Below are 16792 nucleotides of genomic sequence, written 5' to 3'. Positions count from 1 at the left end.
GCGCTATGGACTCCCGTACCGGTCTCCCCGTCGTGGGCATGGTGGGTGGCGGCCAGCTCGCCCGGATGACCCACCAGGCCGCCATCGCCCTCGGCCAGTCGCTGCGCGTGCTGGCGCTCGCCCCTGACGACGGCGCGGCGCTGGTCGCCGCCGACGTTCAGTACGGCGACCACACCGACCTGGCCGCGCTGCGCACGTTCGCCAAGGGCTGCGACGTGGTCACCTTCGACCACGAGCACGTGCCCAACGAGCACATCCGCGCCCTGACCGACGAGGGCGTGAAGCTGTTCCCGCCGGCCGAGGCGCTGGTGCACGCGCAGGACAAGCGGGTGATGCGGGAACGGCTCGGCGAGCTGGGCGCGCCGAACCCGGCCTGGCGTCCGGTGGAGTCCCCGGCCGACCTGGTCGCCTTCGGCGAGGAGATCGGCTGGCCGGTGGTGCTCAAGGCCGCCCGGGGCGGCTACGACGGCCGGGGCGTCTGGATGGTCGACGACGCGGCCCAGGCCGCCGAGCTGGCCGCCACGCTGCTCGCCGGTGGCACGCCGCTGCTGGTCGAGGAACGGGTGAAGCTGCGCCGCGAGCTGGCCGTGCAGGTCGCGCGGTCGCCGTTCGGGCAGGTCGCCGCGTACCCGGTGGTGGAGACGGTGCAGCGCGACGGCATCTGCGTCGAGGTGCTGGCGCCCGCGCCCGGCCTGCCCGAGGAGCAGGCCGTCGCCGCGCAGCAGCTCGCCATCGACCTGGCCACCGCGCTCGGCGTGGTCGGCCTGCTCGCGGTGGAGCTGTTCGACACGCCGTCCGGGCTGGTCGTCAACGAGCTGGCCATGCGGCCGCACAACTCCGGGCACTGGACCATCGAGGGGGCCCGGACCTCGCAGTTCGAGCAGCACCTGCGGGCGGTCCTCGACTACCCGATGGGGGACACCTCGCTCACCGCGCCGGTCGTGGTGATGGCGAACGTGCTCGGCGGTGAGCCGGGCGGCATCTCCATCGACGAGCGGCTGCACCACCTGTTCGCCGCCGAGCCCGGGGCCAAGGTCCACCTGTACGGCAAGCAGGTCCGCCCGGGCCGCAAGATCGGGCACGTCACCGTGCTCGGCAACGACCTCGAGGAAGTACGGGCCCGGGCCGCCCGTGCCGCCCGCTGGCTCCAGGAGGGGCACTGATGAGCACCGTCGGGCTGATCATGGGCAGCGACTCGGACTGGCCGGTCATGCGGGCCGCCGCCGAGGCGCTGGACGAGTTCGGCGTGCCGTACGAGGTCGGCGTGGTCTCGGCGCACCGCACCCCGGTCAAGATGATCGAGTACGGCCGGACCGCCGCCGACCGTGGCGTCCAGGTGATCATCGCGGGCGCGGGCGGAGCGGCTCACCTGCCCGGCATGGTCGCCTCGGTCACCCCGCTGCCGGTGATCGGCGTCCCGGTGCCGCTGAAGTACCTGGACGGCATGGACTCGCTGCTGTCCATCGTGCAGATGCCGGCCGGCGTACCGGTCGCCACCGTCTCGATCGGCAACGCTCGCAACGCCGGCCTGCTGGCGGTACGCATCCTGGGCGCGGCCGACCCGGTGTTGCGCGAGAAGATGGCCGCCTACCAGGCGAGCCTGGAGGATCTGGTCGCCGAGAAGGAAGCCGCGCTGCGCGCCTCCCTGACCTGACCGTTCATCACTCTGCGTGCTCGGTGTGGCAGGGTCACTCAACGTCACTGACCCGAGCGGGCGGCGGCTGTGCCCTTCGGCGACTTTGCTCTGCAGCCATCGAGGCAACACTGCTCTGAACTGCGGCGCGACGATTTGTCCCCCGGCGACTTCACGACAATGATCGTCACGCCCGGTGATCGTTGCGTCAATGGATGCAGAGCAAAGTCGGCGGACAGGCATCACCTCCGCTGTGGCTTGCGAACACGGAAAGTGACCGGTGGGGTGGTCAGGTCGGGGGCGTCGGCCCGGGGCGCGTGACCCGGCGGCGGACGAATCGGTCGGCCGACGTGCTCACCGTCAGTGGAGGCCGAGGCTCAGACGTGGTCTCCGGGCACGGTGGCGGCCGGACGACCCGGGCCGGTCTCGGCCCGGGCCCGACGGCTCACCGCATGCCGCGTAGCGCGGTCTGCAGGCGCTCCTGGGCGCGGCGGCGACGCTCGTTGCTCGCGCCGAGCACCAGCAGCACGATGCCGACCGGGATCAGCACCAGCCACGGGCCGAGGCTGAACAACGCGTGCACGGCCGCGATCGCGGTCACCGTCGCGCCCACGATCACCGGCGCCTGCTGCCGGCTGGTCGAGCCGAAGATGAGCACCGCGACGGCCCCGAGCAGCAGCAGCACCTGGCGCAGCATGCTGGAGTCGGTGGCGATCACGATCGCCAGCGTGGGCAGGAACGCGGTGACGAGCGCCGGCCCGTACGCCACCCAGCTCGACAGGTCCGGCCGGTGGCGCAGTTGCAGCACCCCGACCAGCAGCGCGAGCGCCGCGAACGGCAGCGTGTACGCCTCCGGCAGCGCCACGTCGGCCACCCGCATCAGGATCCACCAGGCGCTGATCTCGCAGGCCACCACCGCCCAGAACAGAAGGTTGCGCTCCATCGGCCGCCGCCCCGGACGGGTGGCCGCCACTCCGAGGACCGCACCCCAGGCGGCCAGCAGCGCGGCAATGTGCCGGGGCGAGTCGTACGCCAGGGCCAGCGCGATGAGCGCCGCCCCGAAGCCGCTCCACTCGACGGTGGCCGCCTCCCGGTACGCCTCGGGGCGGCGTAGCCGGGGCAGCGTGGCGGCGAAGACCTGCAACGCCGCGCCCACAGCGAGCACCCCGAAGGCGGACCAGACGGCGGCGAGCCCGGACTTCAGGCCGACGGTGAGCACGAAGAGCTGCGCCATCAGCGAGCCGAACAGCCAGCCCAGGATGCGGGCGCGCTGGGTCGTGCCGAACAGCGCGGCGACGGCGCCCACGCCCACCGCGCCGCCGAGCGTGAACACGGTCAGGTCGCTGGTGGCGAGGCTGCCGGCGAGCCCGGCGCCACCGGCGGCCAGCCCGAGGGCGAAGACCAGCACCCGGGCCACCCGGATCGACCGGCCCGGCTCGGCCAGCGCCGGCGGCGGGGTCAGCGCCAGCCCGAGCATCGAGATGGTGAACACCGCAAGCGCGGCCAGCGCGGTCACCGGCCAGCCCCGGCCGAGCGCCACCGGCGTGATCAGCAGCGTGACCGCCGCCCCGGGCAGGATCACCGGCACGGCACGGGACCGCCGGCCGCCGCTGAACCCGGTGGCGGCGAGCGCCGCGGTCACGGTCAGCAGCAGCGCGGTGAGCACGTCAGTGGGATTCACCGCGTTCGCCGGCGGGGTCAGCAGCTCCGGCGGCGGCCCCTGCCACACCCGGCTCAGCACCGCGAACGGCGAGAACAACGCCACGACCAGCGCGGGCGCCAGCGTGGCCAGCGCCAGCGCGGTGGGCAGCGCCGCGGCGGCGAGCGCGCCGGCGGCCGGGCTGACCCGCCAGCGCAGCACCGGATCGTCCGGGTCGCGGCGCATCGCGCCGTTCAGCAGGACGGTCCAGCGGCGGACCGGCCGGGCCGAGCCGGCGGGCGGGACGGTGGCCGCCCGTACCAGTTCGGCGAGTACGCCGAGCAGCGCCGCGGCGGCGGCGAACACGCCCGCCGGCAGGCCGACCGCGAGCGCGGCGGCAGCGGTGACGGTGGCCGCGCCGACCACCGCCACGCTGGCGAACGGCAGGTACTGGGGCACCTGCCGGCGTACGGCCGCGATCGCGGCCAGGCCGATGCTGGCGGCGGCCAGCGCGGCGGTCAGCACCACCTGAGGCGGGTGGCCGAACGCGGCGGCCAGGGCGGCGACCGCGCCGGGCAGGGCGAGCAGGGCGGCGCCCGCGCCGGCACCGCCCACCTGCACCAGGTGCAGCGGCATGCCCTCGGTGCGTACGTCGTCCACGAGCGACGGCGCGAGCGTGCGGGCCAGGGCGGCCACCGTCGCCCCGATCAGCGCGATGCTGCCGAGCGCCAGCGCTGTGGTTCCCGGCCGGACCAGCCCCGCCCCGGCCGCGTGCAGCGCCACCACACCGGCCACCGTGGCCCGGGACAGCGAGGCCCGGGGATCGACAGCGGCCACGGCCGCCATGCCGTAGACAGTGGCCACCATGGCGCCGACCACCACCGGCGACCACCAGGGCAACTCGAACGCGGCCGGCGCGCCCACAGTGGCGAGCACGACGGCCAGGCCCGACACGTCGTACTTCCACGGCGCCGGCAGCAGGACGGCGGCGGTCACCGCCAGCAGCACCAGCGCGACCGGGGCCTGCCAGGTCGACCCGCCCGTCGGCGCGGCCGGCCACCCGCTCAGGTCCCCGGCCCAGATCGGGCCGGGAGTGGCGAGCACGCCGAGCCCGCCGCGCAGCGCGCTCCAGGCGGCGATCAGGCCGAGGAGCAGGCCACCGGCGGCGATGCCGAGGATCGGTCCGCGCCGCCACTCCTCCGGCAGCGCGCGGGCGGCCACCGCCACCAGCAGCACCAGCGCGGACGCCACCACGAGCTGACCACCGGGGGCGAGCACCGCGGCGATCCGGGCCAGCGTGGCGACGAGCGCCACAGTGGTGGCGGCCAGGGCCAGGTCGGACCCGTCCAGCGACATGTCGGCGCGGCGCCCCGCGTCGATGCGCGGGGCGAGCGCCAGCAGGGCGGCGGCAACCATGAGCAGACTGCCCACCCAGGCGTCCGCCGAGGTCGCACCCGGCGCGCCGAACGCGGCGGCGGCGACGGCCACCGCGCCGAGCACGGTGCCGAGCGCGTGCGGCATGCTCAGGTGCCGCTGCGCCACCTGCACCAGGGCGGCGTAGCCGAGCGTGACGCAGACGGCGAGGAAGCTCGCCGCGAGGATCGGAACGGTGACCTCGCGCAGGTTCGCCGGAGTGGCGATCGGCGGGGTCGGCGCGGTGGCGGCGACGAACGCGGCGACGGCGCCCGGCAGGGCGAACGCCGCCCCGCCGGCCGCCCAGGCGCAGACGGTGTCGGTCGCGGCGGCGGCGAGCCGGACCCGTGGGGCGAGGGAGACCAGTGCCCCGGCCAGGAAGAGCAGCGTCAGCGCCGCGGCGGTCAGCGCCGGCCGGGCGAGCGCGGCGCCGGCGCCGATCAGGCCCAGCCCGGCCGCGGTGACCGCGTGCGTCACCGCGGCGCGTTCGGTGCCGGCGCTCAGCCCGAGCACCCCGACGGCGACCGCGGTCAGCAGCATCGGCCAGCAGGCCGCCGCCCACCCCAGGCCCAGCGACGCGGGTACGGCGAGCGCGGTGAGCGCCGCGCCGACCACCGCGAACTCCCGCCGGATCTCGGGCGGCAGCGCGATCACGGCGGCGACGGTGAGCAGCAGCGCGCTGGCGGCGAGCTGCCAGCCGGTCGGGCCGACCGCCCGGGCCAGTTCAGCGTGCCACCCGCTCAGGTCCGCCGACCACGCCGGCAACGCGGCGCGGACCGGCGCCAGCCCGGCGCGCAGCGCGCCACCGGCGACCACCAGGCCGCTCACCGTGAGCGCCACCGCCGACGCGAGCTGCGGACCCCGCCGGGCCGCCTCCGGTACGGCCCGGACGGCGAGCCCGGTCAGCGCGATGACTGCGGAGATCAGCAGCAGGGACCGGCCCGGCAGGGCCACCGAGGCGACCCGCCCGAGCGCGCCGATCACCGCGAGCGTGAGGATGCCGGCGCCGACGTCGGGCAGCGGCGGCCGGCGCAGCACGAGCGTTCCGGCCAGCGCGACCAGGGCGGCGAGCAGCAGCACCGTACCCGCGGCGGCGGCCGGCGGGACGGTGGTGGCGCGCAGCAGGCCGGTGACCGCGTACGCCAGCGCGACAGCGACCGCCACGCCGTGCAGCAGCCAGGTCAGCTCGGGCAGCCACGGCACCGGCCGGGCGGTGGCGGCCGGCTCCGGGGGAGTGTCGCCGCCGAGCACCTCGCCGGCCTCCTCCGGCGCCGACTCGGGCCGGTCGTCGTCGGCGCGCTGCCGGGGCGGTACGGGCGAGGGCGGCTCGGTGGCGGGCAGGTCACGCCGGACCGGCCGCTCGCGTACCACCGCCGAGCGGACGAGCGCGAGGTCGAGCACGGCCACTGCGGTCAGCACCAGCGCCCAGCCGACCGGCCCGGTGATCCGCTCGTACGCCAGCAGCGGCAGCACCGGCTGGGCGGCCAGCACGGTGGCGAAGCGTGGGGCGCGCAGACCGGTCCCGTACGCGTACCCCAGGGCGACGAGCGTGGTGACCAGGAAGATCGACCCGGCGAACGCGGCGCCCGAGGAGCCGCCGCCGATCCGGTCGACGGCCCAGAGCGCGTACCCGGCCAGCGGCACCAGCAGCAACCCGACCGCGGCGATGGTCTCGGCGGTGGAGGTCAGCCCGCGACGGGCCAGGACCGGCGGGGCGAGCAGCATCAGCGCCGTCGCCACCAGCAGGACGCCGAGACGCGCCAGCGCGTCCATCGAGCTGGTGGCGACCGCCGCGAAGACCACCGCGGCCACGCCGAGCAGGAGCGCGCCCAGCCCCAGCGGGATGTTCTGCACCTCCCGCGAGGACGCCTCGGGCGGGTGCTCCGGGTCGTCCGCGTCCAGCCATCGCGGGCGGCCGCGGGGCGGCGACGGCGGCAGGTCCTCCGGCGCGGGCGGCGGGGTGCCCTGGCGGGGCACCCGGGGCGGCGCTCCGGTGGCGGCGGTGGGCGGCCGGCGGCCGGGACGGCGGCGCAGCACCCGGCGCGGCCGGGTGGCCTGCCGCATGCGTTCCTCACCGGCGTGCGCAAGGATGTCCCGCTGGAAGAGGGCGGCCTGCATCTTGGCGGCGATCTGCCGCTGTTCCCGGGCGATCTCGGCGTCGCGGGCCTTCATCTCGGCGATGGACCGTTCGATGTCGGCCAGGTGCTCGGCCCACTGCGGCTGATGGGCGCCGCAGTGCGGGCAGACCACGGCGGGCTTGATGTCCTGCCCGCACGAGGGGCACCTGAAGCTCTCCACGACAGTCTCCCGTCCGCCCGTGCCCTCGCACTGTGGACCTCCCAGAGGCAGCATGCCTTGAGCGGGCCGGGATTTCGACAGTTGCAGGCGCGTTCCGGACAACAAAAAGGACCGGCCCGGTCGGGGAGGGTGTCCCCGGCGGGCCGGTCCGGCCGGTCAGCGGGTCAGGGGCGGCCCATGCCGCGGTATTCCCACCCGGCCTGCGTCCACAGTGTCGAGTCGAGGCAGTTGCGCCCGTCGACCACCTTGCGGCCGTTGGCCAGCTCGCCCAGGGCGACCGGGTCGGCGTTGCGGAACTCGGCCCACTCGGTGAGCACGCAGACCAGGTCGGCGCCACGGACGGCGTCGTTCATGGTCTCCTCGTACGTCAGCTCGGGCACCGCCCGGCGCGCGTTCTCGATACCCTGCGGGTCGAACACGTGCACGTCGGCGCCGGCCTTGCCGAGCAGCGCGGCGACCGCGAGCGCCGGCGCGTCGCGTACGTCGTCGGTGTTGGGTTTGAACGTGGCGCCGAGCACCGCGACGCGGGTGCCGGACAGGTCCGGCCCGGCCGGGCCGGAGCGGCGGCCGAGCAGCTCGGCGGCGAGCTGCACGACGCGGCTGCGCCGGCGCAGGTTGATCAGGTCGACCTCGTGCAGGAAGCGCAGCGCCTCACCGGCGCCCAGCTCCTGCGCGCGGGCCTGGAACGCGCGGATGTCCTTGGGCAGGCACGCGCCGCCGAAGCCGAGCCCGGCCTGGAGGAAGCGGTTGCCGATGCGCGGGTCGTAGCCGATCGAGCGGGCCAGCTGGGTGACGTCGCCGCCGGCGGCCTCGCAGACCTCGGCCATCGCGTTGATGAAGGAGATCTTGGTGGCGAGGAACGCGTTCGCGGCGACCTTGACCAGCTCGGCGGTGGCGAAGTCGGTGACCACGAGCGGGACCTCGCGGTCCTCGGTGGCGGCGAGGTCGAAGACGCCCTTGTGCGCGGCGTAGAGCATGCCGTTGGCCCACTCGCTCTTGACGCCGACCACGATCCGGTTCGGACGCAGCACGTCGTCGACGGCGAAACCCTCCTGGAGGAACTCGGGGCTCCACGCCACCTCGACGCCGAGATCGGCCGGGCTGTGCTTGCCGACGAGCTGCTCCACCCACTCGGCGGTGCCCACCGGCACGGTGGACTTGCCGACGATCAGCGCCTTGCGGGTCAGGTGCTGGGCCAGGCTGGTCACGGACGCCTCGACGTACGACAGGTCGGCGCCCATGCCGTCGGCCCGCTGCGGGGTGCCGACGCAGATGAAGTGGACGTCGCCGAAGTCGGCGGTCTCCTTGATGTCCGTGCTGAACCGCAGCCGGCCGGCGGCCAGGTTGCGCCGCAGCAGCTCGTCGAGGCCGGGCTCGTGGATCGGCACCTCACCGGCGTTCAGCTTGGCGATCTTGTCCGCGTCGACGTCGAAACCGAGCACCTCGTAGCCCAGCTCGGCGTAGCAGATGGCGTAGGTCGCACCGAGGTAGCCGGTGCCGAGGAACGTCACCCGGGGACGGGCGGCGCCGGACGGCGGGGTCACCGCGGCGATGGCGGGCATCGGCTGGGTGTTCGGGTACGGAATCGTCACGCCTGTCTTCTCCGCTCGCACTGGCGGCGCTTCCACGCGTCGCATTCTGCTGGGGGCGCCTGGGCCGGGCACCGAGGGAACTGAATTTCTGCTGTGAGGGTAGTGGGGCCGGGCGGGCGACGCTCGGGCGCGAGCCTACCCGCCGGTAAGGTCCGACAGGGGCCGGTGGCTATCCTTCAGTTTGCGGCAGTCGTCGGCCCCCGGGCGGTACAGACTGCGCATGATAGCGGTGAAAGGGGAGGGCCGACATGGCCGCAGAGCAGTCGTTCGACGTCTACCGGTTGCCGGAGGAGCACGAGGCGATCCGGGAAGCGGTCCGTGAGGTCTGTGCGGCCAAAGTGGCTCCGCACGCCGCTGAGGCCGACGAGACAGGTGAGTTCCCGAAGGCGTCCTACGAGGCGCTGCGGGCCGCCGACTTCCACGCCCCGCACATCCCCGTCGAGTACGGCGGCGCCGGTGCGGATGCCCTGGCCACGGCCATCGTGATCGAGGAGGTGGCGCGGGCCTGCGCCTCGTCCTCCCTGATCCCGGCGGTGAACAAGCTGGGCACGATGCCGCTGCTGCTGGCCGGCTCCGAGGAGCTGAAGCGCAAGTACCTGACCCCGGTCGCGGCCGGCGAGGGCATGTTCTCCTACTGCCTCTCCGAGCCGGAGGCGGGCTCCGACGCCGCCGCGATGACCACCAAGGCGGTACGCGACGGCGACCACTGGGTGCTCAACGGCGTGAAGCGGTGGATCACCAACGCGGGCGTCTCCGAGTACTACACCGTCTTCGCCGTGACCGATCCCACAGCCCGGTCGAGGGGCATCTCCGCCTTCGTCGTGGAGAAGTCCGACCCGGGCGTCAGCTTCGGCGCCCCGGAGAAGAAGCTCGGCATCAAGGGCTCGCCGACCCGCGAGGTCTACTTCGACAACGTGCGGATCCCGGCCGACCGCATGATCGGCGCCGAGGGCACCGGCTTCGCCACCGCCATGAAGACGCTGGACCACACCCGGGTCACCATCGCCGCCCAGGCCGTCGGCATCGCCCAGGGCGCGCTCGACTACGCCAAGGGCTACGTCCAGGAGCGCAAGCAGTTCGGCAAGGCGGTCGCCGAGTTCCAGGGCATCCAGTTCATGCTCGCCGACATGGGCATGAAGCTGGAGGCGGCACGGCAGCTCACGTACGCCGCCGCCGGCAAGTCCGAGCGCGGCGACGCGGACCTGACCTACTTCGGCGCGGCCGCGAAGTGCTTCGCCTCGGACGCCGCCATGGAGATCACCACGGACGCGGTCCAGCTGCTCGGCGGCTACGGCTACACCCGCGACTACCCGGTCGAGCGGATGATGCGGGACGCCAAGATCACCCAGATCTACGAGGGCACCAACCAGGTGCAGCGCATCGTCATGGCCCGTCAGCTGCTCAAGGGCTGACCGGAGACGTTCGGGCGGGCGGGCCGGTGCGTACCGGCCCGCCCGCGCTCGTTCAACGGCTCTCGGTGCCCTCCGGCCGGCCCGCGCCGCGCGGCGGGGCCGACCACGGCGACTCCCCTCCGGTACGGCGAGGCAGCGGCTCGGTCGGGGTCTCCGGGTACGCCAGCGTGAGCGGCGGCGTGTCCGGATCCTTGGCCGGCGCCGGAGGCCAGTCCGTGAGCGTCGGCTTGTGCTCCACCGGCTCCGCGGCCGGGGTCAGCTCCGCCTCGGCCGTCGCGGGTGTGGCAGGACGCCGCCAGCGGCTCGTGCTGAACACGGCCATCAGCAACAGCACGCCGATCAGGAACAGCGTGCCGTTGTCCAGCGGGTCGCGCAGCGGCAGCGGGTCACCGAGCAGCTTCAGGTCACCGGGAACCCGGTCCCGCACGCTGAACGGCGCGACGAACAGCCCGAGGTACGGGACCGCGAGCAGCAGGCCGGCCACGAGCGGGCCGAACGGCGAGAAGCGCAACGTGCCGAGCAGGCCGAGCAGGATGCCGGCGACGCCCAGATAGACGGCCGGCTCGATCAGGTTCGGCGTGCTGTACGTCCCGATCTCCACCCAGCGGTCGACGGTCCGCTCAGATCCGTCCTGACCGAGCGTGACGAGCACCCAGGTGACGGGCGCCACCGCCAACCCGGCGAGGAAGCTCCAGAGATGTCGCATCCGCGCACCGTACCGTTTTCGGCATGACAGATCATCCCGCGGTCCCGTCGGGTAAGCCGACCTCGTACTCCCGCGTCACGCTCAGTCGCATCATGACCGCGGTCGATGTCAATCTGTACGGGACCGTGCACGGTGGGGTACTGATGAAATTCGTGGACGACGTTGCCGGCGCGGCGGCGGCGCGGCACAGCGGCGGCACCGCCGTGACGGCCTCCATCGACGAGATCGTCTTCTCCGAGCCGGTGCGGGTGGGCGACCTCGTGCACGCGCACGCCCAGATCAACTGGACCGGCAGCACCTCCATGGAGGTCGGCGTGAAGGTGGTCGCCGAGCGCTGGGACTCGGCCGAGGACGAGCCCGTGCCGGTCGCCACCGCGTACCTGGTCTTCGTGGGCGTCGACGTGGGCGGCGCGCCGCGCCCGGTGCGCCCGGTGCTGCCCGAGACGCCGGAGGACGAGCGCCGCTTCCGGGAGGCGGAGATCCGGCGGGCGCACCGGCTGGCGCGCCGCCGAGCGATCCAGGCCCACCGCGCCGGCTGAGGGGTGTAAGGAAGGGCCCCCTATTAACGCCTGCGGTAGAGGAAGGGCCCCCTATTAACACCCGGGCACGCACGCTGCCTCCGCCGTCCGGCGGCGGACCCCGCGGGGAGTGAGGCGTTAACAGGGGGCCCTTCCTATGCACGAGGCGTTAATAGGGGGCCCTTCCTTACACGCGGGCCACATGGGGTGGGGGTGCGGGGTGTGGGCGGGCCACGCCCCGTACGCCGCGCCCGGCGCGGACAATGGCGGCACGAGGTAGGGCAAGATGGCGCCACGGCCCCGGCACACCGTCGTGGCGGGCCCAGGGGAGGGTGGAACAGTGGCTGACGTGCTGTGGACGCCGCCGGCGGACGTGCGGGAGCGGTCCCGGATCGGTGACTACCTGCGCTGGCTGGCCGAGCACCGCGGGCTGGAGTTCGCCGACTACGACGCGCTGTGGCAGTGGTCGGTCACCGACCTGGACGCGTTCTGGCGCTCGATCTGGGACTGGTTCGACGTCGTCGCGCACACCCCGCCGACCGCCACGCTCTCCGACCGGGCCATGCCGGGCGCGCGCTGGTTCCCCGGCGCGACGCTCAACTACGCCGAGAACGTGCTGCGGATGCCGGGGCTGGGCGACGACGACCCGGCGGTGATCGCGCACGGTCAGACCCGCGCCCCGGAGACGCTCACCGCTGCCGAGCTGCGCGAGCGGGTCCGCCGGGTGGCGGCCGGGCTGCGTCGCCTCGGCGTGGGTCCGGGCGACCGGGTGGCCGCGTACGCGCCGAACATCCCGGAGACGTATGTCCTGCTGCTCGCCACCGCCAGCCTCGGCGCGATCTTCTCCTCCTGCGCGCCGGAGTTCGGCACCCGCAGCGTCACCGACCGCTGGCAGCAGATCGAACCGACGGTGCTGGTCGCCGTGGACGGCTACCGGTACGGCGACAAGCCGGTGGACAGGCGCGCCGAGGTGGCCGCGATCCGGGCGGCGTTGCCGTCGCTGCGGCACACGGTCGCCATCGCGTACCTCGATCCGGACGGCCCGGCCCCCGACGGCGCGCTGCCGTGGGCGGAGCTGGCGGCGCCGACCGACGAGCCGTTGACGTTCACGCCGGTGGCCTTCGACCACCCGCTCTACGTGCTCTACTCCTCCGGCACCACCGGCCTGCCCAAGCCGATCGTGCACGGCCACGGCGGCATCCTGCTGGAACACCTGAAGATGCTGGCGCTGCATCACGACCTGGGCGCGGGTGACCGGTTCCTGTGGTTCACCACGACCGGCTGGATGATGTGGAACTTCCTGGTCTCCGGCCCGGCGGTGGGCGCGGCGATCGTGCTGTTCGACGGCAACCCGGGTCACCCCGACCTGGGCGCGCTGTGGCGGCTGGCCGCCGACACCGGCACCACGTACTTCGGCACGTCCGCGCCGTTCCTGCTGGCCTGCCGCAAGGCCGGGCTGGTGCCGCGGGAGGTCGCCGACCTGTCCGCGGTGCGCGGCCTCGGCTCGACGGGCGCGCCGCTGCCGGCCGAGGGCTTCACCTGGGTGTACGAGAACGTCAGCGACCGCCTCCAGCTCCAGTCGCTGTCCGGCGGCACGGACGTGTGCACCGGGTTCGTCGGCGGCGTGCCGCTGCTGCCGGTGTACGCCGGGGAGATCGCGTGCCGGGCGCTGGGCGCGAAGGTGGAGGCCCGTTCCGCCGACGGCAGCGCGGTGATCGGGCAGCTCGGCGAGCTGGTGATCACCGAGCCGATGCCGAGCATGCCGGTCGGGTTCTGGAACGACCCGGACGGCGCCCGCTACCGGGAGGCGTACTTCGAGGTCTATCCCGGGGTGTGGCGGCACGGCGACTGGATCACCGTGAACGAGCGCGGCGGATGTGTGATCACCGGCCGGTCCGACGCCACGCTGAACCGGGGCGGCGTGCGGCTGGGCACCGCCGAGTTCTACTCGGTGGTCGAGGGCCTGGACGAGGTGGTCGACTCGGTGGTCGTGCACCTGGAGGACGACGAGGGCGGCGCGGGTGAGCTGCTGCTGTTCGTGGTGCTCGCCGAGGGACTGGAACTCGACGACGAGATGCGGCGCAAGATCTGCCGGGAGCTGCGTACCGCGTTGTCGCCGCGGCACGTGCCGGACGAGATCCACCAGGTCCGGGCCGTGCCCCGCACGCTGAGCGCGAAGAAGCTGGAGGTGCCGGTCAAGAAGATCCTGACGGGTACCCCGGTGGACAGCGCCGCGGCCAAGGGCGCCCTGGCCAACCCCGAGTCCCTGACCGCGTTCGTCGCCCTGGCCCAGCGCCGAGCCACCACCGACAGCCCCGTCTCGCCTCGCTGATCTTGCACTTTCCGCCCCGGCGAAGGGGGCGAATCGCCCCGACCGAGGGCCGAAACTGCAAGATCAGCGGGGAGGGAGGGGTCAGGGAAGGGTGTGGGTGGCCTTCTCGGCTTCGGCCCGGGTGGGCAGGCGGGTCGGGTCGGGGTGGGCGCAGGCCACCACGCTGGCGCCGGTGATCAGGGGAGCCAGCAGCCAGTCGACGGGGTCGGGGTGGCGGGTCACGTCGACCAGGAGGCGGTCGCCGGGGGTGAGGCCCAGCTCCGCGGCGCGGGCCTGCGCGCGGGCCAGCAGCGCCGCGTCGCCCTCGCCACCCTCGGGGTACGGCGTGAAGTGGTCGCCGTGTCCGCGTACCGCCGTCACGAAGTCGGCGTAGCCAGTCGGCACCTGCCGCATCGGCAGCGCGAACGGGTCGAGCGCCAGCGCGTACCGCTCGCCGGCCGGCCACCCGGCCGCCTCGTCCACCCGGTCGGCGGCCACGAACACGACCTCCACCGGACCGGGCGCGTCGGTCACCGTCAGTTTCGCCGACCAGCAGCCGAGCAGCACGGCGGCGGTCTGCCAGTGCGGCGGCAGCAGCACGCCGGCCGAATCGCCCGGCGCGGCGTCGATCTCGTCGGTGAGCAGGTTGGCCGTCTTCGCCACCCAGTTCGCAAGCGTCGCGCCGGAGAGTTCGGTGCGCTCGCCGGTGGCGTCGTCGTACCAGGTCAGCAGCGGTCGGGTGGGGTCCGGCGCGATCGCGTCGGCGAACACCCGGGCAATGTTGTCGGCCATCGGCGCGAACGATACGCGCCCCGCGTGCGTACTCGATGACAACGTCAAGTCGGCGTACCGTCGGGTCGCGGTCAGCGTCGTGCGTCCGGCGCGGCGTACGCTTGCCGACAGTGTTCTTCCCCACAACTGCGCCATCTGAGGAGCCGCCCCGTGACCGCCGGTCGCCCGCCCCGCGTTCTCATCGACGCCACGAGTGTCCCCGCCGACCGTGGTGGCGTCGGTAGATACGTCGACGGACTGCTCGGCGCGCTGGGCCGGGTCTGCGGCACCGGCGTCGACCTGGCGGTGGTGAGCCTCCGCACCGATCTGGAGCGCTACACCCGGATGCTGCCGGGCGCCGAGGTGATCCCCGCCCCGGCGGCGGTGGCGCACCGGCCGGCGCGGCTGGCCTGGGAGCAGACCGGCCTGCCGCTGCTGGCCCAGCAGGTCGGCGCGGAGGTGCTGCACTCGCCGTTCTACACCTGTCCGCTGCGGGCCGGATGCCCGGTGACGGTCACTGTGCACGACGCGACGTTCTTCACCGAGCCGGAGCACTACGACAAGTCGCGCCGGACGTTCTTCCGCAGCGCCATCAAGACCTCGCTGCGGCGGGCCAGCCGGGTGATCGTGCCGAGCAAGGCCACCCGCGACGAGCTGATCCGGCTGCTGGACGCCGACCCGACCCGGATCGACGTCGCCTATCACGGCGTCGACCAGGACGCCTTCCACGCGCCCGGCGACGAGGAGAAGGCGCGCGTGCGGGCCCGCCTGGGTCTGGGCGACAGCAGCTACGTCGCGTTCCTCGGGGCCAAGGAGCCGCGCAAGAACGTACCCAACCTGATCCGCGGCTGGGCGCGGGCGGTGGCCGACCGGCCGAACCCGCCGGCGCTGGTGGTCGCGGGCGGTCAGGGGCACGACGACGACATCGACCGCGCGGTGGCCGAGGTGCCGTCGCACCTGCGGCTGCTGCGCCCGGGCTACCTGCGCTACGCCGACCTGCCCGGCTTCCTCGGCGGCGCGCTCGTGGCCGCCTACCCCTCCTACGGCGAGGGCTTCGGCCTGCCGATCCTGGAGGCGATGGCGTGCGCGGCCCCGGTGCTCACCACGCCGCGCCTGTCCCTGCCCGAGGTGGGCGGCGACGCGGTGGCGTACACCAGCGAGGACCCGGACCAGATCGCCGCCGACCTGGCCGCCCTGCTGGACGACGAGCCGCGGCGGCTGTCGCTGGCCAAGGCCGGGTTCGACCGGGCCAAGGAGTTCACCTGGGAGTCCAGCGCGGACGTGCACATCGCGGCCTGGCGACGGGCCCGGTCCTGAGGGCCGGCGGGCGGCCCCGGGCGACCGACCGTGACGACTCGCCCGCTTCGGGCATGATGTGCTGATGTTCTACGCCGTCATCCCGGCGGGTGGCAGCGGCACACGGTTGTGGCCGCTGTCCCGTGCCGGCCATCCCAAATTCCTCCACCCGCTGACCGGGACCCCCGCCTCGCTCCTGCAGGCCACTGTCGACCGGTTGTCGCCGTTGACCACACCCGAGCGCACGCTCGTGGTCACCGGGGCCGCGCACGCCGCGGCGGTGGCTCGGCAGCTGGCCGGCGTGCCGGAGGAGAACATCCTGGTCGAGCCGTCGCCCCGGGACTCCTGCGCGGCGATCGCGCTGGCCGCCGCGGTGATCGCCGCGCGTACGCCGGACGCGGTGATGGGCTCGTTCGCCGCCGACCACCTGATCGGCGACCCGGCCCGGCTGGCCGAGGTGGTACGGCAGGCCATCCGGGGCGCGGAGCAGGGGCTGCTGATGACTGTGGGCATCACCCCGACCCGCCCGGAGACCGGCTACGGCTACCTGGAGACCGGTGATCCGGTGGGGGACGGCCCGCTGCGTCCGGTGCGCGAGTTCAAGGAGAAGCCGGCTGCGGAGGTGGCCGAGGTCTACGTGCGCTCCGGCCGGCACCTCTGGAACGCCAGCATGTTCGTCTGGCGGGTGGACGTCTTCCTCGCCGAGCTGGCCCGCCAGCAGCCGGAGCTGCACGCCGGGATCACCGCCATCGCGGCGGTCTGGGGCACCCCGGAGCAGGACGACGTGCTGGGCCGGGTCTGGCCGACGCTGCCCCGGATCTCGGTGGACTACGCGGTCATGGAGGGCGCGGCGACGGCCGGCCGGGTGGGTACCGTGCCGGGTGACTTCGGCTGGAACGACGTCGGTGACTTCCACACGCTCGGCGAGGTGCTGCCGGCCGACGGCGCCGGGAACGTGGTGCTGGGTGGCGACGCGAAGCCGGGCGTGCTGCTGCACGACACCACCGGCACTGTCGTGGTGCCGCACTCCGGCCGGCTCGTCGCCACCGTCGGGGTGCGCGACCTGATCGTGGTGGACACCCCGGACGCGCTGCTGGTCTGCCCGCGTGACCGCGCGCAGGACGTGAAGAAGGTCGTGGACGAGCTGAAGGAACGCGGCGAGGAGGGCCTGGTCTGATCCGGCCGGGACGGCCCGCCTCCGCT

The 16792-nt window shown here is 74.1% G+C and carries 11 protein-coding genes; 7 read left to right on the top strand and 4 right to left on the bottom strand.

Annotated elements, in window-relative coordinates; all coding sequences use genetic code 11:
• Nucleotides 1–5: 5 nt before the first annotated feature.
• Nucleotides 6–1163, top strand: coding sequence for a 5-(carboxyamino)imidazole ribonucleotide synthase (locus tag ACSDG8_RS12630; RefSeq protein ID WP_210896632.1), 1158 nt, complete (start codon nt 6–8; stop codon nt 1161–1163).
• Entirely contained in the window at nt 1163–1654 is a 492-nt protein-coding gene (gene purE / locus ACSDG8_RS12625) for a 5-(carboxyamino)imidazole ribonucleotide mutase (RefSeq protein WP_210896630.1), read from the top strand. The genes ACSDG8_RS12630 and purE overlap by 1 nt, the downstream gene beginning before the upstream one ends.
• Nucleotides 1655–2078: 424 nt before the next feature.
• Here the strand turns inward: purE and ACSDG8_RS12620 are convergent, their stop codons facing one another.
• Together ACSDG8_RS12620 and ACSDG8_RS12615 are read right to left on the bottom strand one after the other, a co-directional pair.
• Complete coding sequence (locus ACSDG8_RS12620; RefSeq protein WP_439427899.1) at nt 2079–6983, bottom strand: zinc ribbon domain-containing protein; 4905 nt, start codon at nt 6981–6983, stop codon at nt 2079–2081.
• Nucleotides 6984–7147: 164 nt separating this feature from the next.
• The gene (locus ACSDG8_RS12615; RefSeq protein WP_073824860.1) at nt 7148–8575 is read right to left on the bottom strand and encodes a UDP-glucose dehydrogenase family protein; all 1428 of its coding nucleotides are present in this window, start codon (nt 8573–8575) and stop codon (nt 7148–7150) included.
• A 248-nt stretch (nt 8576–8823) separates the two neighbouring features.
• Between ACSDG8_RS12615 and ACSDG8_RS12610 the strand changes: the two genes are divergently transcribed.
• Entirely contained in the window at nt 8824–9987 is a 1164-nt protein-coding gene (locus ACSDG8_RS12610; protein ID WP_210896626.1) for an acyl-CoA dehydrogenase family protein, read from the top strand.
• A gap of 52 nt (nt 9988–10039) precedes the next feature.
• On the opposite strand, the gene ACSDG8_RS12605 is transcribed toward ACSDG8_RS12610, so the two are convergent.
• The gene (locus tag ACSDG8_RS12605) at nt 10040–10693 is read right to left on the bottom strand and encodes a hypothetical protein (RefSeq protein WP_030501343.1); all 654 of its coding nucleotides are present in this window, start codon (nt 10691–10693) and stop codon (nt 10040–10042) included.
• Between the two features lie 23 nt (nt 10694–10716).
• Here ACSDG8_RS12605 and ACSDG8_RS12600 point away from each other — a divergent pair, with 23 nt between their 5' ends.
• Together ACSDG8_RS12600 and ACSDG8_RS12595 are read left to right on the top strand one after the other, a co-directional pair.
• Nucleotides 10717–11232 carry an acyl-CoA thioesterase gene (locus ACSDG8_RS12600; RefSeq protein ID WP_210896624.1) on the top strand — a complete coding sequence of 172 codons (516 nt, stop codon included), beginning with the start codon at nt 10717–10719 and terminating at the stop codon, nt 11230–11232.
• Between the two features lie 319 nt (nt 11233–11551).
• The gene (locus ACSDG8_RS12595) at nt 11552–13543 is read left to right on the top strand and encodes an acetoacetate--CoA ligase (RefSeq protein WP_439427898.1); all 1992 of its coding nucleotides are present in this window, start codon (nt 11552–11554) and stop codon (nt 13541–13543) included.
• Nucleotides 13544–13624: 81 nt separating this feature from the next.
• On the opposite strand, the gene ACSDG8_RS12590 is transcribed toward ACSDG8_RS12595, so the two are convergent.
• A complete protein-coding gene (locus ACSDG8_RS12590; protein ID WP_210896620.1) occupies nt 13625–14314 on the bottom strand; it encodes a TIGR03089 family protein in 690 nt (229 codons plus the stop codon).
• Nucleotides 14315–14464: 150 nt separating this feature from the next.
• Here ACSDG8_RS12590 and ACSDG8_RS12585 point away from each other — a divergent pair, with 150 nt between their 5' ends.
• On the top strand, nt 14465–15610 hold the full coding sequence (locus ACSDG8_RS12585; RefSeq protein ID WP_209960083.1) for a glycosyltransferase family 4 protein: 1146 nt from the start codon (nt 14465–14467) through the stop codon (nt 15608–15610).
• A 64-nt stretch (nt 15611–15674) separates the two neighbouring features.
• Nucleotides 15675–16766 (top strand): mannose-1-phosphate guanylyltransferase, encoded by a 1092-nt coding sequence (locus tag ACSDG8_RS12580; protein ID WP_210896618.1) that lies wholly within the window; start codon nt 15675–15677, stop codon nt 16764–16766.
• The last annotated feature ends 26 nt before the right edge of the window (nt 16767–16792 follow it).

The organism is Micromonospora sp. LA-10 (assembly GCF_051853095.1).
GTDB classification, from domain to species: domain Bacteria; phylum Actinomycetota; class Actinomycetes; order Mycobacteriales; family Micromonosporaceae; genus Micromonospora; species Micromonospora echinospora_A.
Note: the sequence above shows the minus strand (reverse complement) of the source record. Positions and strands in the feature narration are given on the sequence as shown.